The sequence below is a fragment of the Arthrobacter sp. 35W genome (assembly GCF_000482545.1).
Classification (GTDB): Bacteria; Actinomycetota; Actinomycetes; order Actinomycetales; family Micrococcaceae; genus Specibacter.
This window is the reverse complement of sequence record NZ_KI519454.1, coordinates 2102475-2125421: the sequence shown is the minus strand read 5'-3', so window position 1 is coordinate 2125421 and position 22947 is coordinate 2102475. Positions and strand designations below refer to the sequence as shown.

Here is a 22947-nt window from a genome sequence, read left to right as displayed (position 1 = left end):
GAGGGGGTGCTACTTGACCGATTTGATGGGGATGACGGCCAGGGCGCCGAGGACGCCGATGGCGGCGCCGATGGGGAAGAGCGGCGCGTAGCCAAACGCCAGCACGATGGCGCCGGCCACGGCGGGGGCGAGTATCTGCGGCAGTGTCACGGCAATGTTGACCACGCCGAGGTCTTTCGCAAAAGAGCGGTCGGACGGGAGGACCTCGGAGATGAGCGCGGCATCAACCGCCTGGAAACAGCCGAATCCGAAGCCTGCCAGGCCTGCCATGATCAACATCCCCGCCACGGTTGGCAGCACCAGCGGAATGAACAGGGCTGTGGCGACGATCAATCCCGAGGCGAAAACGAACGGCTTTCTGCGCTCCATCCGGTCCGAAAGCCGGCCGGCCGCAAGAGTGCTCACCAGCAATCCGGCAAGGGATATGAGACCCAGCGCCGGGATGAGGCCTATCGCATCCTGGCCCAGGCCAAGATAGTCCTGGAGGATGTAGAGCTTGTAGCCGATCACCACGAAGTATCCGACGTAGGTGAGCATCCTGGAAGTGAACGCCCAAAAGAAGTCGGGGTGTTTGATGGGGCTGACCCAAAAGGTCTGGGCGAAGTTCCGCAGGATGAACGGCTCGACGGCGGCGTCCTTGCTGGAGCGGTCCGGGTTGAACACCACAAAAAGGGTCAGCACGATCACGGCGAATCCGGCCAGCAGAAGGTATGCGGCCGGGATGTTCTTCGACAGCGACGCCGCGAAGATCTGTCCGCCCAGCGAGCCGAACATGGATCCCAGCCCCAGAACGGCCGCAAACGTGCCGCGGACCGAACGCGGAACCCGGTCGGGCATGATCGCGCTCAACGGGCCCTGGGCGAAGTTGTAGCCGATCTGCACCATCACCCAGGCGACGATCAGGAACGCAAGGTTGTTGGCGAAGGCCATGCCGACCAGCGCGAGCCCGCCGCACAGGGACCCGGCGACGATCCATGGTGCGCGCTTGCCGAATCGGCTGCGCGTGCGGTCTGACAGCGCTCCGGCGATCGGCTGGGCCAGCATTGCCGCAATGGCGCCAATGGTCGTGACAAGTGCCAGGACGGCGACCTTGGCCTCCTCGCCGAAGGCCTGCTGCACTTGCAGGGCCAGCAGAATTGAGGGGACGGCACCCCAGACGAGGGAAATGCTGAAAGTGGCCGGGGCAATGGTGGCGACGAGCCGGCGGGGGGTCTTTCCGCGGTCCGCCTGGGCCGCCGGCTGCAGGGGAGGAACTGTGGTGAGTGAAGCCGTGGTGCTGGAATTGCCTGACGACGATGTCATGGTCTGTTCCTTGCATAGGAGTGGAGGCAGGTATTAGTTGGCGCTCTCGGCGGACAGTGCGATGGATCGCGACCGACCTGCCGCGCCGAGCCATGCCGCCGATGGCTTGGGCGTCCGTTCGAAGGTCTTGCGGTCCACCGCAATCAAGCCAAAGGTCGGGACATAGCTGCCCCACTCGTAGTTGTCGAGTGCGCTCCAGTGGAAATAGCCACGCACGTCGATCCCCTCAGCCGCGGCATCGCGCAGGCCCGCCAGGGCCCCGGACGTGTAGGCAACCCGCACGGCGTCGTCGCTTTCGGCAATGCCGTTCTCCGTCACGATGATGGGCGTTTCCGGCACAAGGTGGGCAACGCTGCGGATAGATTCACCGAGGGCCGGCGGGTAGTACTCCCAGCCCGTCAGGGTCTTCCGTGCGTTCTCGGGAACGGGTAGCGGCCCGTCGGGCCCGACGAACACGCGGGTGTAGGCCTGAACCCCAATCCAATCGTTTCCTTCAGCGGCACGGACGAAGACGTCGCGCGAACGCGATGCAATGTCCACCGCCTTCTGTTCGCCACCGTCAACGACCCAGTAGTTCGCGATGGCCACCGACCAGCCGACCTGGATCTGCGGTGCGAGGCGCTTGATTACGTCCACGGCCCCCTGGTGGGCCTTGATCAGCGACGCGGTGGTGGCCTCATCGGGCCTGCGGTCGTCCATCCCGCTCCCATCGCCGCCCTGCAGGACGGCCTTGCGCAAAGTAGCGAATCCGGCCACCATATTGGGTTCGTTGATGGTGCAGATATGGTCGACGTTCGTTTCGAAGATGGGAGCCGCTGCTTCAACGAAGCGCGCAAAGAGCTCCACGGCGTCGTCGGATTCCCAACCGCCCTGTTCGTCGAACCACCTCGGGCAGGTGAAGTGGTGCAGCGTCAGCATGGGTCGGAGGCCGCGTTCGACGGCGCCTTCGACCATGCGCCGATAGTGGGCGATCTCGGCGTTGGAGAACTGGCCCGGCACCGGTTCAATGCGCGCCCACTCGATGCTGAACCTGTAGTCCGTAAACCCAAGGCCGGCCAGCAGGTCCATGTCCTCCGGCCAGCGGTGGTAGCTGTCGCACGCGTCGCCGCTCGTTTCCATGAAGCGCTCCGGGAGCATTCCGCTGTGTTCGTAGGCCCAAAAATCGCTGTTGACGTTCATGCCTTCGATCTGGTGCGCCGCGGTGGAGGCGCCCCAGAGGAAGCCTTCTGGAAGCTGGAAGTTGGGAGACATGCTGCCCTTTCACGTGATGGGTGGGGTGCCTGTGCGGGGCGGTGCCGGGCGAGGCCCGGCTGCTGCACGGCGGAATGGGGGAGAAGCCTGGACCGCGTCTCGCTGGGAGAGGAGAGCGGATTATGAAAACCTTACAGTGGTAAGTGTTCGAGGACAAGAGGTGGTTCCGAAGTATTTTCACCGCTTGGTTTGCAGGCATTTGGCGCTGAATCATGGCGCGCCAAAGCGGCCGATCCCCGATGGGTTCGGCAGGAGGGAGGGTGCGTGGCTAGTTGACGTCCGCCTCTGTGGTGGTGGCGGAGGCCCCCACCAGGCCCATGGCCTCAAGCATGTAGTCAATGTGGTCCGGCATGTCCAGGTCGCGCTTGTACAGCCACTGCAACTGCAACCCATCGGCGGCAGCCAGGATCAGGGTGGCGATTCGTTCGGCGTCCAACGCTGCGGGCAGCTTGCCGTCGGCCTGGAACGTGCGTACGCGTTGCGCGGCAAGCTCTCTGAGTTCGCTGTACCGTTCGGCGAAGTACGCATGGGCCGCATGGCCTTCCTCGCTCGCTTCGCCGGAAAGCCGCACGTAAAGCTGCACCAGGCCCGGAACATCGGCGTTGGCCCGGATGGTTGTGGCCAAATGTTCGGGGGTGCCAAGTTCGATGCCCGCCTCCACCGCCCGGGCGCGCGAGGCCTCGTCCCGCTTGCGCAGGACCTCGCGGAAGAGGACGTCCTTGGAGCCGAAGTGGTGCATTAGACCGGCGTGGGTGATGCCAACTTCCTCGGCAATCTCCCGCACCGAGCTGCGCCCATAGCCGACGCGCCCCACCACTTCCAGAGCGGCATCGAGCAGATCTTCCTTCGTGGCGACACCCTTGGCGTATGAACCTCTCTTGACCATGCCTTCGATCGTAGCCGGGTCCTCGACGTGGAACGTCCCGTGGCGGACGTTGGCGCACTCTTTGCCGTCAGGCGACGTTCTCTGTGAGGGGCCGCGGTGCATGGTCCTCATAGGTTGGCCGGATCCACGAGACGGTCTTGGTCGTCAGGGTTGCGCCGCAATTGCTGCAGGCCTCGCCGCTGGAGCTTTCCTGCCCGCAGCTGCGGCAGATGATGCCGAGCCGGCTCCCGTAGCCCTCACTGGGGGTGTGCTTCTGGGCCCAGAGGCTGTACGCGTGTAGGATCGGCAGCGCGTCGGCGCCGGCCTCGGTGGGGAAGTACTCAAACCTCTGCAGCCGGCCGTCCTGATAGGGCGTGCGGACGGCGAGTCCCTCATCCACCATGTACTTCAGGCGCTTGGCGAGAATGTTCTCGGCCGCACCGACCTGCTCGCGGATCTGGTCGAAGCGGTTCACTCCGGCGACAAGTTCCCGCAGGATCAACAGCACCCAGGGATCGCCGACGGCGTTGATGCCCCGGGCGATCGGGCACGGCTGCTGGGACCAGTCGGAACGCAGGACCATGAAAACCTCTTCTCCACACAATGACTTGCTTAAAGCAAGCTTATGCCAATAGCGTTGTCCCGTGCATAGCTTTCCTAAAGCAAGTCAGATGGAAGAGTCCGGCCGCAGCTGGTTGTTGGCGGCGACCCTTCTTGCCAGTGTGCTGGCCTCGCTCGACCTCTTCGTGGTCAACCTGGCCTTTGCCTCGATCAGTGCCAGCTTCCCGGAGGCGGCACCGCAGACGATGTCGTGGATCCTGAATGCCTACGGGATCGCGTTTGCCGCATTGCTTGTTCCCTCGGGGCGGCTCGCCGACAGGTTCGGTCGGCTGCGGTTGTTCCGATTCGGGCTCGGACTGTTCGCCGCCGGCTCGCTCCTGGCGGCCGTGGCGCCGGGGATCGGCGTGCTGATCGGCGCCCGGGGGCTTCAAGGCGTGGGTGCGGCACTCATCGTGCCCACCAGTCTCGCCCTCCTGCTGGCCCAGTACCAGCAGAGCCGGCACAAGCAAATGGTGTCGATCTGGAGCGCCAGCGGCTCCGTCGCCGCGGCCGCAGGGCCAGTGCTTGGCGGGCTGCTGTCCAGCTATGACTGGCGGTGGATCTTCGTCATCAACGTACCCATCGCGATCGTTGCGCTTCTGAGCACCATTTCGATGAAGGAAGAACCTCGTCAGGAGGCCAAGACCCCGGATCTGGTCGGAGTTGGCCTGCTCGCCGTGGGGATTGGGGCCTTGGTTGCCGCGCTGTCCTATGCCACCGACTGGGGACTTGGCAGTCCGCGGCTGTGGACGATGGTCGTGGCGAGCCTGGCAGCCACGGTCTGGTTCATCCGCCGGTGCCTCGTTCAAGGCTCGCCCGCCGTTGATCTGCGGGTGTTTTCGACGGCGTCGTTCTCCGTTGCCGCGGTGGGCATGGCCGGTTTCTACATAGGGTTCGCCATCATGCTGCTCGGCGGGAGCCTGTTCCTGACGAGCGTTTGGGGCTGGAGCCCGCTCGTCGCAGGACTGGGATTCGCCGTCGGCCCCGGAACCGCCGTCGCCGCAGCGCTTCTTGCCGGCAGGACGCGGCTGAGCCCGCGCTGGCTGGCAGGGCTTGGCAGCGCACTGTTCGTTCTTGGCGGGGCGCTGTGGGCCCTCCTCCTGGGTGCAGGCGCAGAGTCGGTCCCCGTGATGTTTGCCGGGCTAGCCGTGACGGGAGCAGGTGCCGGCGTAGCGCAGACCGGCTTCCTGGCCGGGGGAGTCAGCCCTCTTCCGCCGGAGTCCTACGCCACCGGCACCGGCGTCCTCAACACCGCACGGCAGATCGGCAGCGCCCTCGGCGTCGCCGCCTTGATCGCGATTGTCGGTGCAGGAACCAACGCGTCCAGCTATCAGCTGGCCTGGATAGTTCTCTCCTGCTCCGGTCTGGCCGGCGTCCTCTCCGCGCTGCTGATCCGCGGACGGTCCCGTGGTGCAGGCACGACGGCGGACGCCGGCGATGCCGCATCGGTGCGGCCAATCGACGTGGAGGTCTAGCCTCCTCCCGTCAGGCGGGTGGGGCGGCTTCGGCACGGGCCTGCGCCAGCAGCTCCGTGACGATGGCGCTCTTCCCCTCGACGTATTGCTGCCGGTCAACTGCGAGCAAGGGAGCCAGCTCCCGTTTCACAGCGGCGTAGCGCGCGGCCGCGATGGGGGAGGCCCGGAGGTGGTTGCGGAGGTCGACATGGTCCCGATGCGGCTCGCTGCCTACCACCACCAGATACAGGTGGTGGTAGGGAAGTCCAGAGAGTACGTCGAACGCCTCGCTGGATCGAGCCCATGGCATTTCCGAATCAGCCGTGCCATTCAGTACCGGAGACGGCGGTGGTAGGTTGCAGACATGGACGCACGATCCTCGTCAATTCCAGTTCTGGACCTGAGCACGGCCAGAAACGGAGACGGTCAGTTCAGCCCCGTGTTCATCAGCGAACTCCGCGACGCCGCCCATCGGGTGGGCTTCTTCCAGCTGACCAGCTACGGGGCAGGCGCGGAGCGGGTCGGTGAGCTCTTCGAGGTCACGCGCCGGTTCTTCGACCTCCCGCTCGAAGATCGTCTGGAGTTGGACAACCGCAAGTCCCCGCACTTCCGCGGCTACACGCGGCTGGGCCACGAAATCACCCAGGGGCGCCCGGACGCCCGCGAGCAGCTGGACTTCGGTCCTGAACGCCCCGCCGTCGAACGCTATCCAGCGGAGGAGCCCTATTGGCTGGTCCAGGGGCCCAACCTCTGGCCGGACAAATCCCTGCCGGAGTTGCGCAGGATCTCCATGGCCTGGGCCGAGCTGCTGTCCGGGGTGGGCGCCGAACTGCTCAGTGCCATCGCCGTCGCCCTTGAGCTGCCCGAAGACCATTTCAACGATGCCTTCACCGGAACGCCGGCCTGGATGGCCAAGCTCATCCACTACGTGGGGGGAGTGGTCAAGGAGGCCGGCAGCCAGGGGGTGGGCGCCCATGCCGACTACGGGTTCATCACCCTCCTGCTGCAGGACGAGGTCGGCGGCCTGCAGGTTCTGCCGCCCGGGAGCGAGGACTGGATTCCGGTCGAGCCCCTCCCGGGTGCGCTGGTGGTCAACCTCGGGGAAATGCTGGAGGTCGCCACCCAGGGCTACCTCGCGGCCACCATCCACCGTGTCGAAGCTCCGCCGGCCGGCGTTGACCGCTACACGATCCCCTTCTTCTGGTCGCCCCGGCTCGACGCCGTCATCGATCCCGTGGCCCTGCCGCCGGCGCTCGCCGACCAGGCGCGGGGAATCTCCGATGATCCGGACAACCCGATGCTCGCCTCCTATGGAGCCAACGTGCTCAAGGGCTGGCTTCGTGCCCACCCCCAGGTCGCGCGGATCCACCACCCAGAGCTGCTCCAGGGGCCCCCAACGGGCTGAACCGCCCCACGTGGCCGGCCACCGTGGTGCGGGTTGCGCCGAAGTGGTGACCAAGTAGCTGTGTCATCGGGCCGGGTGGCGGCCGGGCAGAAGCGGGTAGTCCACACTCATGCGGCCAAGTGGTGTTGCTCGGTAGCCTCCATAGGAGTCTGGGGCGAGAAGCGCCGTGATGTGCCGGCGCATACCTCCAGATACTGGGCGCCGTGAACCCGCGGCCCTGAAACAGGAGCGATGTTCCAGGAGGCTGGTCTCACGTGGTTCAGAATTCGATGCGGCCCAGTGGGCCCAAGCAACAACGTTCACTGCCAGGATCGGTTCGACCCCGCTGGGGCACCCGAGCGTTGGCGTCCCTGCTTGCAGCACTGATAATGGGGTTCTTCCTCGTGGCCACCGGGGCGCCGGCGCAGGCTGCCGCCCCGGTCACGGTGACGCTGACCTTCGACGACGGCGATGCCGACCAGCTGACGGCCGCCACCATCATGAACAGCTACGGTCTGCATGGCACGTTTTTCATCCCCTCGGGCTACATCGACCAACCGGGCTATCTGACCCAGGCCGACCTGCATGCCCTCGCCGCCGCCGGCCACGAGATTGGCGGGCACACGGTCACCCACCCCGATCTGGCCACGCTGCCGGCCGATGAGGCAACGCGGCAGATCTGCAACGACAGGGCCAATCTGGCCGCTTGGGGCTTCCCCACCACGAGCTTCGCCTACCCCTTTGCCTCGCTGACGGCCGCGACGGAAACGATCGTGGCGAACTGCGGATACAACAGTGCCCGCGGTCTGGGGGACACCGAAACCCGGTTTGGCTGCACCGGCTGCGACTTTGCCGAGACCATTCCGCCGGCGGATCCCTTCGTGACGAAGGCCCCCGACGAGGTGGATGACACCTGGACGCTGGCCGATCTGCAGGCCACAGTCACACAGGCGGAAGTAGCCGGAGGGTGGGTCCAGCTGACCTTCCACCACATCGGCACCGGGGGAACCGACCCCCTCACCATCTCGCCCACGCTGTTTGATCAGTTTTCCGCATGGTTGGCTGCACGCCCCGCCACCACCGTCTTCAGGACGGTGGACCAGGTCATCGGTGGCACGGTGAAGCCGGTGGTGAACGGCCCGGCCGTGGTGCCACCGGCGGCTGGCAGCAACCTCATCGCCAATCCCAGCCTGGAAACCGTGGCAAACGGGGTGCCGCAGTGCTGGCAGACCGGGGCTTACGGCGCGAACCTTCCCACCTACTCCACGGTTACGCCCGGGCGCACCGGGGCTTCGGCTGCCCGGCTGACCATGGCCGGGTATGCCAGCGGCGACGCCAAATGGCTGCCCGCGCTGGATCTGGGCGGCTGTTCCCCCACAGCTGAGCCGGGCCACAGCTATGCGCTGTCCGCCTGGTACACCTCGGATGTGCCGACGCAGATAGAGGTCTACTACCGCACCGGTCTGGGCTCCTGGACCTATTGGACGGCGAGTCCCTTCTTCGCCCCTGCCACCACCTACCAGCAGGCCTCCTGGACGACGCCGGCCCTGCCGGCGGGTGCCAGTGCCGTGAGTTTTGGGATGAACCTGGTCAGCAACGGAACCCTGACGACTGACGACTACTCGATGTACGACGCCGCCACGATCCCGCCGCCGGAACCGCCGGCACCGGGCACCAACCTTGTCTCCAATCCGAGCCTGGAAACGGCCGGGGCCGGAGGCCTCCCGCAGTGCTGGCAGGCAGGCGGCTACGGGGCCAACACTCCGGTCTTCACCGCCAGCACCGCGGCGCACACCGGGACCACCGCCCAGACGTTGACGGTCAGTGGCTACACCGACGGCGATGCCAAGCTCCTGCCAACCCTGGACAGCGGAAGCTGCGCTCCGATTGGCATCGGTGGGCACACCTACTCGCTGCGCACCTGGTACACCTCCACCGTGCCAACGCAGTTCGCCATCTACTACCGGGCCGCCGACGGTACGTGGAACTACTGGACCTCGAGCCCGTGGTTCGCCTCGGCTGCCACCTACACCCAGGCCGAGTGGACCAGCCCGGCACTGCCGGCCGGAGCCACTGCCATCAGCTTTGGACTGAACGTCTTCCAGGACGGGACGCTCACCACTGATGACTACGCCCTGTACGACACCGTCGGGGCACCTGCACTATGAGCGACGCCGCCGTCGGCCATGGATCCCAACTCCCTGGTCGACGGCGGATTGGCGCCCGGGCGGGAGCAGGTTATGGCGGCGGCCTTGTTTGCATAGGCGGCCAAGGCCTGCAGATCCTGCCGGTTAAGGGCATGCAGACGCTCCCTGGCCGGGGCGCCGAGGGCCTTCAGCTGCGCGAGTCCGGAGATCAGTGCTGCCATGAAAGAGTCACCTGCTCCGACAGTGTCTGCCACAGTGATGGATTCGCCTGGCATCTGAACGCAACCGGCCCTGGCCAGGATCACGGGGCCGTCCGCACCGCGGGTGAGAACAATCAAGGCCGGCCCCAGGTCCAGCCAAGCGGCCATCGACTCCTCCTGCGAACGGTCGGGGTACAGCCAGCACAGGTCCTCGTCACTGGCCTTGACGATGTCGCTGGCAGCAACAAGATCCTCAACCTGCCGGCGGGCATCGGCGGCATCCTGCATGACGGCGGGCCTGCAGTTCGGGTCGTAGCTAATAGTGGCGTGCGCGCGGGAGGCCGCTATGAGCCCGCGCACCGAGGCGTTGCCTGGCGGAAGAACGCTGGCGATGGATCCGGTGTGGACGTGGATCGAGCCTTCCACCGAGGCCAGGGCCGGACGACAAGCGCCGTCAATGTCCCAGCTGATGGCGAACATGTACTGGGCGGCTCCGACCGGGTCCAACGACGCCACGGCCGTTGACGTCGGCAATGATCCGCCGACGATGGCCCCAACCCCGTTGTCCGCCAGATGCCCGGCGATCATCAGCCCGTGGGGGTCGTCGGCAAAGTGGGTGACGAGATTGGTCCGCAGGTCCAGGCGGGCGCACCCGACGGCGACGTTCAAAGGACTGCCGCCGGGGTGGGCCTCCGGTCTAGAGCCTCCCCGGCGCGGATCATCGATAATGTCGACGAGCGATTCGCCAATGACGGTGACCAGGGCCCTATGGCGGGAGGTCTCGGGCCGGTGCCCGTCCTCATGTTGTGGCATGTGTTCCTCCTTGCAGATTGGTGGTGAACGCTTCTCTGTGCTGTCGCCGGGTGGCGGGAGCTCTCAGCGGCCGGGGTAGACGATGGACTTGAGCTGGCCGGCCTGCCTGCCGGCTTTGAGTGCCTCTTCGGACTCGGCGAGGGCGAATCTGCCGGTGACCAGGATGTCCAGGTCCACCTTCCCGTCGGCGATGAGCTGGATGGCCAGCGGCCAGGTGTTGGTGTAGCGGAACACGCCGGACAGCCAGATCTCCCGGTTCTGGATGAAGGAGACGGGAAGTTCGATGTCGTCTGCCCCCAACCCGACCAGGATGACCCGCCCGGCCGGCCCGACGGCCCTGATCCCGGAACGGACCGCCTGGGGTGCGCCGGAGGCGTCAATGAATGCATCGACGTCGAGCCCTTCCACGCTGTCCGTCCTGGCGTTCAGCGCATGCGTGGCGCCGTGCTGCAGCGCAAAGGCGAGCCGGTCCTCGGCGATGTCGGTGATGTAGATTTCGGTGGCGCCGAACGCGCGTGCGGCCTGGGCGGCGATGATGCCGATTGGCCCGGCGCCGGCGATCAGGACCCTGCTGCCGGGCCCGATCTCCGCGCGCTCGCAGGCCCAGAGGCCCACGGACAGCGGTTCGATGAGGGCGGCCGCCTCGTCGCTGACACTGTCCGGGATGTCGTAGGCGAAGTCGCTCTGGATGGTGACGTATTCGGCGAAGGCGCCGTCGATCGGTGGGGTGGCGTAGAACTCGATGTCGGGGCACAAGTTGTAGCGGCCGGCCTTGCACTGCTTGCAGGTGCGGCACGGGCGCTGTGGTTCGACGGCGACGCGGTTGCCGATCCGCGCCGGGTCAACGGCGCTTCCGACGGCGGCGATCCGTCCGGAGAGTTCGTGGCCAAGGACCAGCGGGTGGTCCACCACGTAATCGCCGATCCGGCCGTGCTCGTAGTAGTGGACGTCGCTGCCGCAGACGCCGACGGCGGCGACCTTGACCAGGACCTGGTCGGCGTCGAGATGCGGCAGAGGCAGAGTTTCCATGGCCATCTCGCCCTGGCGCTTCAGGACGGAGGCCCGCATGGTGGCCGGGAGTGCGGGGTGCGCGAGGGTGATTGCCTGGGCAATTGGTGTTGTCATCGAAGTCATCCTTCTAGGCGTTGGCGAGTGGGGGCGGCGGGGTTGCTTTGCGGCGCTATTTCACGGCGCCGAGGGAGAGCCCCTGGACGAGCTTGTCCTGGGCGGCGAACCCGGCGAACAGCACCGGGAGGGAGATCACGACGGCGGCCGCGCACACCTTGGCGAGGAACAGCCCCTGGCCCGACACGAAGCCGGTCAGAAAGACAGGTGCCGTACCCGCAACGACGCCGGTGAGGACCCGGGCCAGGAGCAGTTCGTTCCAGCTGAAGATGAAGCAGATCAACGCGGTGGCGGCAATGCCGGGCATCGCCACCGGGGCGACGACCTTTCGCAGGGTCAACAGCAGCCCGGCGCCGTCGATCTGGGCCGCTTCAAGCATTTCGACCGGCACCTCGGCGAGGAAGGACCGCATCATCCAGACCGCGATGGGGAGGTTCATGGACGTGTAGATCAGGATGAGGAACCAGATGTTGTCCAGGGCCCCGACCGTCCTGGCGAACAGGTAGAGCGGCAGGATCGCAGCCACCACGGGCATCATCTTCGTTGAGAGGAAGAAGAACATCACGTCGGTCCACTTCTTCACCGGCCGGATGGATAGGGCATACGCGGCGGGGATGGCCAGGACCAGCACGAGGATCGTGGACAGGATGGAGGCGGTGGCCGAGTTGATCAGCGACGGCCACGGGCTGACGCCGGAGGTTTCACCGAAGAATTCCCTGTAGGCGTCAAGGGTGAGGTTCGCAGCTATGGACGGTGGGTTGGTTGCTGCGTCGTTTTCGGAGTGGAAGGAGGTCAGAATCATCCACATCACGGGGGCTGCGAAGAGCAGGGCCAGCAGCCAGGCTCCGATGCCGGCGGCAGTGTTGTTGCGCGTCGGGTCCATGCGTGACTTGCCGCGACGACGTGGCCCGGCAATGAACGCGGCGGGGCGGGTGGTTGTCCTGCGGGGTGCTGCAGGAGTGAGCGTGCTCATCGTGCGGCCTCCTTCTTGAAGAGCGAAAAGACGGTGCGGAGGGCAAACGTGGCCACGATGATGGTGCCGATGACCACCACGACGCCGGCGGCGGAGGCCAGCCCGTACTCGTTGGCGAAGTAGAACGTCTGGTAGATGGCGTAGGGCAGATTGGCCGTGCCCAGCCCGCCTGCGGTGAGGGTGAAGACGGCGTCGAAGTTCTGCACGATGTAGATGGCCCCAAGCAGTCCGCCCAGTTCCATGTATTGGCGCAGGTGCGGCAGCGTGAGGTGCCGGAAGATGGCCCACGGTGTGGCGCCGTCCATCTGGGCGGCTTCCACTGTGTCCATGGGCCGTGACTGCAGGCCCGCGAGCAGGATGAGCATCATAAAGGGCGTCCACTGCCAGACGAGCGAGACGATGACGGCCATCATGGGTGCCTGGGACAGGATGTCCGTCTGGGGCGGGGTGCCGCTGCCGAACAGGGACCAGACCCAGGTCAGGGTGCCGTTGATCAGCCCATAGGTGGGGTTGAGGAGGGCGTGCTTCCAGATGAGGGCCGCGGCTACGGGCACCACCAGGAAGGGCGCGATCAGCAGGGTCCGTGCCAGGCCGCGGCCAATGAACTTCTTGTCCAGCAGCAGTGCCAGGCCCAGCCCGATGGCCAGACTCGCCAGGACCACCGAGACGGTGAGGAGGATGGTGGTGAAGATTGCCTGGCGGAGGTCCGGATCGGTGAGGACCGTGGCGTAGTTCTCCAACCCGGCGAATGCGGTCTTATCGGGGCTGAGGCTGTTCCAGTTCAGGAACGAGATGATCAGGGTCACCACGAAGGGGAGCTGGGTGACGATGATGAGGAAGATCAGGGCCGGAAGCAGTGGTGCGCGCCGGGCCCAGGCTAGGGCGCGTTCCCGCGACCGGGCGTTTCGTGATGGTGTGGCTGCATTGCGTCCCGGGCGGGAGATGCGCGCCGTTGCGGTAGTCATGATGTTCTCCTGCGGTTCTGTTGTGGCTACTTGTACTTGTTGCCGACCTTTTGGGCGGCTTGCTGGCCCTTGGCCAGTGCGTCGGCGACGCTGCCCTGGCCTGCGATGGCGGAGCTGACGCCCTGGGAGACATTGGTGCCCAGTGCCGCGAACTCGGGAATGCCCACAAACTGGATGCCGACGGCGGGCCGTTCCTGGGCACCGGGGTTCTTCGGATCGGCATTCTCAATCGCGAAGCGTTCGGCTTCGAAGAACGGAGCCGCCTTCTGGAATTCGGCGTTCTCGTAGGTGGAGATGCGCTTGCCGGAGGGGACCTTCGCCCAGCCGAGTTTTGAGGCGACCAATTCCTCGTAGTCGCTCGAACTGGCCCAGGCGATGAATTTCCCGGCTGCGTCCTGCTTCTTTGAGGCCGCCTGCGCAGCCCAGGACCAGGTCCACAACCAGCCGGAGGACCTGGTGTCCTTCACCGGGGCCTGGGCGTAGCCGATCTTTCCCTTCACCGGCGATGAGTCCGCCTCCAGGGCTCCGGCGGCGGAGGTCGCGTCGTACCACATGGCCGTTTTGCCCTGGGTCATGTTGTTCAGGCACTCGGTGAAGCCTGCCTGGGCGGCGCCTGCTTCGCCGTGCTCGCGGACCAATTTCGTGTAGAACTCGACGGCAGCCGTGAATTCCGGGCTGTCGACCTGGGCATTCCAGTCCTTGTCGAACCAGGTCCCCCCGAAGGTGTTCACCACGGTGGTCAGCGGTGCGAAAACCTGGCCCCAGCCCGGTTGGCCGCGCAGGCAGATGCCCTTCATCCCCGGGGCTGCGCCGTCGACCTGCGCGGCTATGTCCGCAACCTCGTCCCAGGTGGGCTTCTCCGGCATGGTCAGGCCCTTGGCCTCCAAAATGTCCTTGCGGTACATCAGGAAGGACGATTCACCATAGAACGGTTCGCCGTAGAGCTTGCCGTCCTTGCCGGTAAGGGAGGCGGTGTAGGCCGGGAGGATGTCGGCCTGGTTGAACTGGGGGTCCCTGGCCACATTGTCCAGTGGTGCGAGCCAGCCGTTGGCGGAATAGAAGGGGATCTCGTAGTTGGACAGCGATGCGACGTCGTACTGGCCGGCCTGGCTGGAGAACTCCTGGCTGATCTTTGCCCGGACATCGTTCTCCGGCAGGATCGTGTAGTTGACCCTGATGCCGGTTTCCCTGGTGAAGTTGTCCGCGGTGAGGCGCTGCAGGTCCTCCATTTGGGGGTTGTTCACCATCAAGACGTTGATGCTGTTAGGGTTCCCAGCGGAATTGCCTCCGCCGGCACCGGCACAGGCCGAGGCGCTCAGGGCGATGCAGAGGGCTCCGGCGGACAGGATGGCAGCGCGCGTTTTCGGGCGCATAAGGACTCCTTTGTTCTTCATGAGGTGCAGGGCCGGTCCACGTCAATTGCTGTGTCGATGTGTCCGGCTGGAGCGTGGCCCGCCACCGGAATTCCGGTGTGCCGCGCTGATGTTCCTCAAGATTAGGCGTGAGGCATAGGTCACAACTAGCGTCCTGGTTGCCGGTTTCTGATACTTATTTTCCGCAGCGGTTTCCCTTGACAGGCGCTAATCTGGGCTAAGGCCCCTTGGGTGCTGTCCAGATTTCATAAACCCTCGTGTACGGAGATGCCCATGACGGCCCAGGACGCTGGCGACGGAGCAGCGGCAAGGCTGGCGGAAAGGCTGCTGGGGATGCGGGCCAACAGGGAAGTCATCCCGCCTGACCCCAACCACTCGGTCCGGTGGAACGAGCACAGTTACCCAAGCCCTGTGGCGCGGTGGAACTACCACCCCGAGTACGAGATCCACCTCATCCGCAAGGGCACCGGAAAATTCATCGTCGGAGACCACATCGGCACGTTCGAGGCTGGTCATATCTCCTTGGTGGGGTCGGGGCTTCCGCACGACTGGGTCAGTGACCTTGAGCCCGGCGAAGTGCTGGAGAACAGGGACGCGGTGATCCAGTTCGACGGCAAGTGGGTTGAAGAGACCGCTTCCCTGGTTCCCGAGCTAGCTCAGGTGCGGCCGCTGTTGGAGCAGTCGGCGCGGGGGATTGAGTTCCTGGGACGGTCGGCCGAGGCGGCGGCCGCAGCCATCGAGTCGATGGGCGCCACCACCGGACTGCAGCGGCTGCAACATCTGTTTGCGCTGTTCGGGATCCTTGCCACGGCGCCCCAGGAGGAACGGCGCTACCTCGCCGACGAATGGTTCAGGCCGCAGCTGGACGGCCAGGCCGCGGCCGTGGTGGACATCGTCCTTGAGTACGTGTTCAGTCATCATGCCGGCAGCGTCAGGATGTCCGAGGCGGCGGCCCTGGTGGGAATGTCCGAGCCGACGTTCTCCAAATACTTCAAGCGCTCCACCGGCCAGAACTTCAGCGACCTGGTGCGGAAACTTCGTCTGGCTCATGCGCGGCGCCTGCTGGAGAGCAGCGACAAAACCATCTCCGACATTTGCTATGAAGTGGGCTTCTCGAACCTGTCCAATTTCAACCGGCACTTCCTCAATGACGGGGGCGAAACGCCGCGGCAGTACCGCCAACGCGTCCATAGGTGATCGTGCTGCAACTGAACGCAGAGCTGGACGGCATAAGCCGATGCCGACCCCGCCGTCGGAAACTGGCGGTTAGGATGTGACCACCAGTTTCCGCACAGGAGCGTGAGCATGCCAGATTCCCTTCGCCATGTATATTTTCTTTCCGACGGGACAGGCATCACTGCCGAAACCCTGGGCAGCACGCTGCTGACCCAGTTCCCCCAGGGCCGCTTCTACCGCACCACGGTGCCGTTCATCTCGACCCCTGCCAAGGCCCGCTCGGTGGTCAATGAGATAGACCAGGTGGCGCTGCGCGGCGAAGCGCCGCTGGTCTTTTCCACGGCCGTCAACGAGGAGATCCGCAACGAGTTGGCCAAGTGCAACGGCGTCCTGGTGGACTTGATCGGCGCGCATGTGCAAATGCTGGAGGAGGCGCTCGGCACCAAGGCCAGCCACCAGGCCGGCCAGGCCCACGGCCTCGGCAACGCCCTGCGGTACCAGTCGCGGATGCTGGCCGTGGAGTACGCGATGGAACACGACGACGGCCAAAGCCTGCGGGCGTTGGAAAAGGCCGAGGTGATCCTGATTGCCCCCTCGCGGTGCGGCAAGACGCCCAGCACCATGTATCTGGCCCTCCAGCACGGGGTTTATGCGGCCAACTTCCCGCTGGTTGAGGAGGACTTTCCCGGGGACAAGCTCCCGGCACCCCTGCGGCCCTACAGGGACAAATGCTTCGGCCTGACCTCGAACCCGATGCGCCTGAGCCAGGTGCGGGCCGAGCGCCGTCCGGGGTCCGAGTATGCCTCCCTGCGGCAATGCGGCATCGAGCTGCGCAGTGCGGAGCGGCTGTACGCCACGCACGACATCCCCTATCTGAATTCCGCCAGCATGTCCGTCGAGGAGATCTCGGCGGTGATCCTGGAACGGATGGGGCTGCGGCACTAGCCACTATGCGGGCGGGCCGCAATGGCCGCCAGGAGCATTCTCAAATGTGACGCAGCCAACATAGCCAGCGCTGTTCTGCCCTGCGACCATGTACTGGTGTGGCTGTCACCCAGCCACTACTTGACTGCAAGGAGCACTGACAATGACGACAGACATCCTCTGGTTTTCCGAGCTTGGCCTCAAAGACCTGGACCGGGTGGGCGGCAAAAACGCCTCGCTCGGGGAAATGGTCGGGAACCTGACCAGCGCCGGGGTGAAGGTACCGGACGGATTTGCCACGACGGCGGATGCCTACCGGCGGTTCCTGCGGGAAACCGGCGTCGAAGCGAAGATCGCCGCCATCCTGGCCGGCCTGGACACCGACGACGTCCGGGCCCTGGCCGCGGCAGGCTCGGCCATCCGCGCCCTCATCGTTCAGACGCCGTTTCCGGCGGATCTGGAAGAGCAGCTGCGTGCCGCCTACGAGACGCTGGTGGCCAAGCACGGCGGAGCCTCCGCCGAGCTGTCCTGGGCGGTGCGCTCCAGCGCCACCGCCGAGGACCTGCCGGATGCCTCCTTCGCCGGGCAGCAGGAGACGTTCCTGAACGTCCGCGGCATCGAGAACATCCTCGCCGCCGTGAAAGACGTTTTCGCCTCCCTCTACAACGACCGTGCCATCGCCTACCGCGTGCACCACCAGTTCGAGCACCTCGATGTCGCCCTGTCGGCGGGGATCCAGCGCATGGTTCGCTCCGATGTGGGCGCCTCGGGCGTCATGTTCACCATGGACACCGAATCCGGCTTCCAGGGCGCCGTCTTCATCACCTCCTCCTACGGCCTCGGCGAGGCAGTGGTCCAGGGGGCCGTGAACCCGGACGAGTTCTACGTCTACAAGGACGCGCTCAAAGCCGGCCGTCCGGCGATCCTCAAGCGCGGCCTGGGCGAGAAGGCGTTGACCATGGTCTACACGGCCAACGAGGAGGTCGGCCACACCATCGAACTGGTCCCCACCGATGCGCAGCTGAGGAACCGCTTCAGCATCACGGACGACGACGTCCAGCAGCTGGCGCGCCACGCCCTCGCCATCGAGGAGCACTACGGGCGCCCGATGGACATCGAGTGGGGCAAGGACGGGCTCGACGGCGGGCTGTACATCCTCCAGGCCCGGCCCGAAACGGTGGAGTCCCGCAGGTCCGCCGGCACGCTCTCACGCTACCGGTTGGAGGGGACCGGGCCGGTGCTCGCCGAAGGCCGCGCCATCGGCCAGCGGATCGGTTCCGGACCCGTGCGCGTGCTGGCCTCCATCGACCAGATGGCCGAATTCAAGACCGGCGACGTGCTGGTGGCCGACATGACGGACCCCGATTGGGAACCGATCATGAAGCGCGCCTCGGCCATTGTCACCAATCGTGGCGGACGCACCTGCCACGCGGCGATCATTGCCCGGGAACTGGGCATCCCCGCCGTGGTCGGCACCGGGGATGCCAGCGTGGCCCTGGCCGAGGGCGCCGAGGTGACGGTGTCCTGCGCCGAGGGCGAGGCCGGGTTCATCTACGAGGGGCTGTTGGACTTCAGGGTGGAGGAGACCGAGCTGGACAGCCTGCCGGAAGCACCGGTGAAGGTCATGATGAACGTCGGGACCCCCGAACAGGCGTTCACGTTCGCCCAGCTGCCCAACCACGGTGTGGGGCTGGCCCGGCTTGAGTTCATCATCAACCGCCAGATCGGCATCCACCCCAAGGCGCTGCTGAACCTGGCGGACCAGCCCGCGGACGTCGCCGCGGTCATCCAGGAGCGGATCGCCGCCTACGACGGGCCGCTGGACTACTACGTGAAGCGTCTGGCCGAAGGGGTGGCCACGATTGCTGCGGCGTTCGCGCCGGAGCCGGTGATCGTGCGCATGTCGGACTTCAAGTCCAACGAGTACGCCAACCTCATTGGCGGCCCGGCGTATGAGCCGCACGAGGAGAATCCGATGATCGGTTTCAGGGGTGCCTCGCGCTACCTTGAACCGTCCTTCCGGGACTGCTTCGACTTGGAATGCGAGGCCCTGGCGTATGTGCGCAACGAGATGGGATTGACCAACGTCAAGCTGATGATTCCCTTTGTCCGCACCTTGGAGGAGGGGCAGGGCGTCATCGACCTGCTGGCCGAGAACGGGCTCCGCCGCGGTGAAAACGGGCTGGAGGTGGTGATGATGTGCGAGCTGCCCTCCAATGCCCTGCTGGCGGATGAGTTCCTGGAGATCTTCGACGGCTTCTCCATCGGTTCCAACGACCTGACCCAGCTGACTCTGGGCCTGGACCGGGATTCGGCGATTGTGGCGGCCAGCTTCGACGAGCGCAACGCGGCCGTGAAGAAGCTGCTCAGCATGGCCATCCGGGCCGCGAAGGCCAAGGGCAAGTACGTGGGCATCTGTGGGCAGGGGCCCAGCGACCACCCCGACCTGGCCGAGTGGCTGGTGGGCGAGGGCATCGATTCCATCTCGCTCAACCCGGACACGGTGGTGGACACCTGGCTGCTGCTCGCGGCCATGGCCCCGGTCGCCTAGAGGGCTTTCGCCGCCGAATGAGTGGTGGCCCCGTTCCGGAGGACGGGGCCGCCACCATGCCATGATGTTAGCCATGAACCTTCGGCAACTGCGCTACTTTCTGGCCATCGTGGACCATGGTGGCGTACATCGGGCGGCCGAGGCTCTTCACGTCGCGCAGTCCTCCCTGTCCCAAACCATGCGGGCCCTCGAACGCGATCTTGGCACCGAGCTGTTCCACCGGATTGGCAGGGGGATCGTGCTGTCTCCGGCGGGGGAGGGGCTGGTGGGGCCGGCGCGGTCCATTCTGCGCGAGGTGGACAACGCCGAGCGCGCAGTGACGGAGATTGCCGCCCTGCGGGCCGGGACCATTGACATCGCCTCCCTGTCCGATCTGGCCATCGACCCGGTGTCGACATGGATGGCCAACTTCCTCATGGCCCATCCCGGCGTCCAGTGCCGTGTTGAAGAAGGCGACAACGTCCCAGCCGTTGCGGAAATGGTGCGCACGGGATCCTGCGAGCTCGGTTTTGTCTCGACGCCGCCGGTGGGCGATCTGGAGTGCAGCGAGCTCGTTGAACAGATCTTTGTCTTGATTTGCCCGCCCGGGAGCGAGGACCGCTGGCCGAACCCGGTGCCGATATCGTCCCTGCGCAACGAGCCGTTTGTCCTGGCGCAGCGTGGCACGGGTACCCGCGAATACATCGAGCAGATCCTTCGCGAGCATGGCGTCGAACCCCGCATTGCCGTTGAAATCCGGCAGCGGGAGGCCATCCTTCCCCTCGTGCTCTCCGGATGCGCGGTGGGCATCGTTCCGTTGCGGGTTGCTGTCAACTTTTGGCACCGCGGTGGGGTGGTGCGGGAACTCGACCCGGCCCCGGCCACCAAGATCTTTGCCGTGACAAGGCCCGGCAAATTGACCGGCGTGGCCGAGGCCTTTCTGGCCGCTGCGCGGTCCTCCCTGGATGGGTGGGTTCGTGCCTTGGAGCCTGCGGAGGGCGTGGAATCGTCGTTGATCGAACGCGCTTCGGCGGCCCTGGATGTGTGGGATCGTCGTGCCGTCCGCCGCACCCTTGACAGTGGGGACATCCGCACGGCCGCAGAAGATGACCGATAGGTAATTACAGTCATACCGTCCGAATACTTGTATTGGACGCGAACGGTCGCCGGGCCGTTAGATAGTTGCATGGGCATGTGAGGCAAATCTCAGCCCCCTCAACTTCTCAGCACACCGTAGTGCTATGCACCACTCGACCGGCAAGGACTCCTATGGGAAATCAATCGGAAGTGCTCAAACCCGCCGAACAAACCGACAGGCCCAAGGCCACGATGACGCCGGCGCGGGCCTGGGCGATCACGGCCCTGCTCGCCATCTTCCTGTTCATCAACTACGCCGACAAGTCATTGCTCGGCCTGGCGGGCTCGCAGATCAAAGTCGACCTCGGGCTCACCGCCGCCGAATATGGCATCGTGCAAAGCGCCTTCTACTGGCTCTTCGCGGCCGGCGCCCTCATCCTCGGAGCCCTTTCAAGCCGTGTGAACCTGCGCTGGTACCTCGCCATCCTGATGCTGGTGTGGGTGGCCACGATGGTCCCGCTCATGGGAACCATCGGGTTCAGCGCCCTGCTGGTCTGCCGCGTCATTCTCGGCTTCGCCGTCGGCCCCGCCTACGCGCTGGCCAACCACTCCGCCCAGTCCTTGTTCCCGCCGGAAAAGCGTGCCCTCGCCTCCGGCGTGGTGACGGCGGGTTCCTCGCTCGGCCCGTTGGTGATGGCCCCCGTCCTGACCTGGATCATCGTGGAGTGGTCCTGGCACACGGCCTTCGGCGTGCTCGCCGTCGGCGGCATCATCTGGGCCCTGCTGTGGCTGATTTTTGGCGGATCCTCCAAGGTGCAGCGCAAAGCCAAGCGTGGAGCAGCCGAAGCGGCCGAAGCGGCCGGCGCTGCTGAAGTAGAGCCGGCGAAGGCCAAGGCCAACGAGCCCGTCAACGTTCCGTACCGTGTCCTCCTGGGCACCACCACGATCATCGGCATCGCCCTGCTGAACTTCTTCAGCTACTGGTCCACCAGCCTCAAGGTCGCCTGGCTTCCCGTCTACCTCACGGAGGGGCTCGGCTACGACACCATCGCCGTGGGCCGCCTGATCGCCCTCCCGTTCGCCACGGCAGCTGTGTTCTCGATTGCGGCCGGCTTCTTCTCCAACTGGCTGTACAAGCGCGGCTACTCCCGCCAGGTCTCCCGCGGCTATCTGGCCGGCGGCCTCGTGGCGGGGGCGGGCCTGTGCATGTGGGCCTTCACGGTGGTTCCCCAGGGCATCTTCCAAATGGCACTTGTCACGCTGGCCTTCTCGCTGAATACGGCCTCCATCGGCGTTGGTTTCACCGCGCTCGGCGATCTGGTCCACAGCAAGAAGCGCGGCGGCATCATGGGTGGCATTGTGGCGATTTCAAGCCTCGCCGGCATCGTTTCCCCGCTGTTCCTCGGCTTCACTGTCGGTTCAGGAGCCACTGTCGTCGAGGGGTACGAACAAGGCTTCGCCGTCGTCGGCATCATGATGGTCGTCGGCTCCGTCGCGGCCACCTTCTTCATCCGTCCCGACAAGGACCTCGCCAAGATCCGCGCATGGGCGGACAAGAACACTAAGGAAGTCCTCTGATGAGTTTGCCCCTGCAGGGTGTCCGGGTCGTTGACTTCGGCCAGTTCATTGCGGCCCCGGCCGCGACCCAAATGCTGGCCGATCTCGGTGCCGACGTCATCAAGGTGGAGGCCCGGGCCGGTGACTCGGCGCGGTCCATCGGCGTCCACGGCCAGGCCATGATCGATGCCTTCAACCGCGGCAAGCGCAGCATTGTCCTGGATCTGAAGCAGGCGGACGGCCTCAGGGTCGCCGAGGAGTTGATCGCCCGTGCCGACATCGTTATCCAAAACCTCCGCCCCGGCGTCATGGAGTCATTCGGCCTGGGCGGAACCACCGTGCTGAAGAAGCACCCGCATCTGGTCTACGCCAGCATCACGGGCTTTGGCTCCACCGGCCCCTCCAAGTTCCGCGCCGGGCTGGACATCACGGCCCAGGCCGAAAGCGGGATCATGCACATGACGGGCGATCCCGACGGCGAACCGCAGAAGGTGGGCTGCCAGATCATCGATGTCGCCACCGCCTATGCCGCGGCAACGGCAGTTCTGGGGGCCTATGTGAACAGGCTGCGCACCGGCGTGGGCGAGGTCATCGAGACGTCCCTGCTGGAGGTCGCAACGCATGTCCAGGCCCCGATGCTGGGCGCCTACTTCGCCACAGGGGTGGAGCCCAAGCGGTTCGGCAACGGCCAGCCGACTGTCGCCCCGGCCGCGGACATCATGACGACCAGCGACGGCGCCTTCATTGTGTCGGCCTACTCGGAGGCCCACTTTGCGCGGCTGTGCGCCTTGATCGGCAGGGACGATCTTCCCCAGGACGAGCGGTTTGCCACCAATGGCCTGCGGGTCACGAACAAGGCGGCCCTGCTCCGCGAACTGCGTTCCGCGTTCGCCGAGACCACCACGGATGAGGCCCTTGACCTGCTCACGGCCAACGGCGTCGTGGCCGGCCGCATCAGCACCTACGGGGACGTGGCCAGGAACGACGACGTCAAAGCCTCGGGCATCCTCATCACGACGACGGGCGCCCTGGGCGACGTCGAGACGGTCGGTGCCCCGTGGCAGTTTGCCAACGCCGGGCCCCGCAGCACCGCCGGCGCCCCCGCACTGGGCGAACACACCGCAGAGGTCCTGCGCGAACTCGACTACACCACCGATGAAATCGACAGCCTGGCCGACGCGGGTGCCATCGGCGTCCCCGCCGCGGCGCTGGCCTCGGCCGGCCACTAATC

General features: G+C 65.7%; 19 protein-coding genes. 9 read left to right on the top strand and 10 right to left on the bottom strand.

Annotation, left to right across the window (positions count from 1 at the left end):
• Positions 1-9 precede the first annotated feature (9 nt).
• From K254_RS0109405 to K254_RS22630, 4 genes are all read right to left on the bottom strand, one after another.
• Positions 10-1302, bottom strand: a complete 1293-nt coding sequence (locus tag K254_RS0109405) for an MFS transporter (RefSeq protein WP_051389020.1) — start codon at positions 1300-1302, stop codon at positions 10-12.
• A gap of 33 nt (positions 1303-1335) precedes the next feature.
• A complete protein-coding gene (locus tag K254_RS0109400; protein ID WP_026555148.1) occupies positions 1336-2553 on the bottom strand; it encodes a family 1 glycosylhydrolase in 1218 nt (405 codons plus the stop codon).
• Between the two features lie 268 nt (positions 2554-2821).
• Positions 2822-3439 (bottom strand): TetR/AcrR family transcriptional regulator, encoded by a 618-nt coding sequence (locus tag K254_RS0109395; protein WP_026555147.1) that lies wholly within the window; start codon positions 3437-3439, stop codon positions 2822-2824.
• Positions 3440-3506: 67 nt separating this feature from the next.
• Complete coding sequence (locus tag K254_RS22630; RefSeq protein WP_051389019.1) at positions 3507-4001, bottom strand: winged helix-turn-helix transcriptional regulator; 495 nt, start codon at positions 3999-4001, stop codon at positions 3507-3509.
• Between the two features lie 88 nt (positions 4002-4089).
• Between K254_RS22630 and K254_RS22625 the strand changes: the two genes are divergently transcribed.
• On the top strand, positions 4090-5493 hold the full coding sequence (locus tag K254_RS22625; protein ID WP_155848490.1) for an MFS transporter: 1404 nt from the start codon (positions 4090-4092) through the stop codon (positions 5491-5493).
• Between the two features lie 10 nt (positions 5494-5503).
• Here the strand turns inward: K254_RS22625 and K254_RS22620 are convergent, their stop codons facing one another.
• Positions 5504-5782 (bottom strand): GrpB family protein, encoded by a 279-nt coding sequence (locus tag K254_RS22620; RefSeq protein WP_051389018.1) that lies wholly within the window; start codon positions 5780-5782, stop codon positions 5504-5506.
• Between the two features lie 54 nt (positions 5783-5836).
• Here K254_RS22620 and K254_RS0109375 point away from each other — a divergent pair, with 54 nt between their 5' ends.
• Together K254_RS0109375 and K254_RS0109370 are read left to right on the top strand one after the other, a co-directional pair.
• On the top strand, positions 5837-6877 hold the full coding sequence (locus tag K254_RS0109375) for an isopenicillin N synthase family dioxygenase (protein ID WP_026555146.1): 1041 nt from the start codon (positions 5837-5839) through the stop codon (positions 6875-6877).
• Positions 6878-7245: 368 nt separating this feature from the next.
• Positions 7246-9024, top strand: a complete 1779-nt coding sequence (locus K254_RS0109370; protein WP_231391800.1) for a polysaccharide deacetylase family protein — start codon at positions 7246-7248, stop codon at positions 9022-9024.
• Here K254_RS0109370 and K254_RS22615 read toward each other — a convergent pair.
• The 5 genes from K254_RS22615 to K254_RS0109345 all read right to left on the bottom strand — a co-directional run bounded on the left by K254_RS22615 (position 8985) and on the right by K254_RS0109345 (position 14452).
• Positions 8985-10016 carry a carbohydrate kinase family protein gene (locus K254_RS22615; RefSeq protein WP_051389017.1) on the bottom strand — a complete coding sequence of 344 codons (1032 nt, stop codon included), beginning with the start codon at positions 10014-10016 and terminating at the stop codon, positions 8985-8987. The two genes, K254_RS0109370 and K254_RS22615, sit on opposite strands and share 40 nt — an antisense overlap.
• 63 nt (positions 10017-10079) lie before the next feature.
• Positions 10080-11141: an NAD(P)-dependent alcohol dehydrogenase gene (locus tag K254_RS0109360; protein WP_026555144.1), complete on the bottom strand. Its 1062-nt coding sequence runs from the start codon at positions 11139-11141 to the stop codon at positions 10080-10082.
• Between the two features lie 55 nt (positions 11142-11196).
• Positions 11197-12114 carry a carbohydrate ABC transporter permease gene (locus tag K254_RS0109355; protein ID WP_026555143.1) on the bottom strand — a complete coding sequence of 306 codons (918 nt, stop codon included), beginning with the start codon at positions 12112-12114 and terminating at the stop codon, positions 11197-11199.
• The gene (locus tag K254_RS0109350) at positions 12111-13079 is read right to left on the bottom strand and encodes a carbohydrate ABC transporter permease (protein ID WP_026555142.1); all 969 of its coding nucleotides are present in this window, start codon (positions 13077-13079) and stop codon (positions 12111-12113) included. Before K254_RS0109350 ends, K254_RS0109355 begins: the two co-directional genes overlap by 4 nt.
• 26 nt (positions 13080-13105) lie before the next feature.
• Positions 13106-14452: an ABC transporter substrate-binding protein gene (locus K254_RS0109345; protein ID WP_026555141.1), complete on the bottom strand. Its 1347-nt coding sequence runs from the start codon at positions 14450-14452 to the stop codon at positions 13106-13108.
• Between the two features lie 273 nt (positions 14453-14725).
• Here K254_RS0109345 and K254_RS0109340 point away from each other — a divergent pair, with 273 nt between their 5' ends.
• The 6 genes from K254_RS0109340 to K254_RS0109315 all read left to right on the top strand — a co-directional run bounded on the left by K254_RS0109340 (position 14726) and on the right by K254_RS0109315 (position 22945).
• A complete protein-coding gene (locus K254_RS0109340) occupies positions 14726-15649 on the top strand; it encodes an AraC family transcriptional regulator (protein WP_081709988.1) in 924 nt (307 codons plus the stop codon).
• 108 nt (positions 15650-15757) lie between these two features.
• Positions 15758-16573, top strand: a complete 816-nt coding sequence (locus tag K254_RS0109335) for a pyruvate, water dikinase regulatory protein (protein WP_035749170.1) — start codon at positions 15758-15760, stop codon at positions 16571-16573.
• A gap of 142 nt (positions 16574-16715) precedes the next feature.
• Complete coding sequence (ppsA, locus tag K254_RS0109330) at positions 16716-19103, top strand: phosphoenolpyruvate synthase (protein ID WP_026555138.1); 2388 nt, start codon at positions 16716-16718, stop codon at positions 19101-19103.
• A 73-nt stretch (positions 19104-19176) separates the two neighbouring features.
• A complete protein-coding gene (locus tag K254_RS22610) occupies positions 19177-20199 on the top strand; it encodes a LysR family transcriptional regulator (protein WP_051389016.1) in 1023 nt (340 codons plus the stop codon).
• 152 nt (positions 20200-20351) lie between these two features.
• A complete protein-coding gene (locus tag K254_RS22605; RefSeq protein ID WP_196810902.1) occupies positions 20352-21737 on the top strand; it encodes an MFS transporter in 1386 nt (461 codons plus the stop codon).
• A complete protein-coding gene (locus tag K254_RS0109315; RefSeq protein WP_026555137.1) occupies positions 21737-22945 on the top strand; it encodes a CaiB/BaiF CoA transferase family protein in 1209 nt (402 codons plus the stop codon). The genes K254_RS22605 and K254_RS0109315 overlap by 1 nt, the downstream gene beginning before the upstream one ends.
• Positions 22946-22947 lie beyond the last annotated feature (2 nt).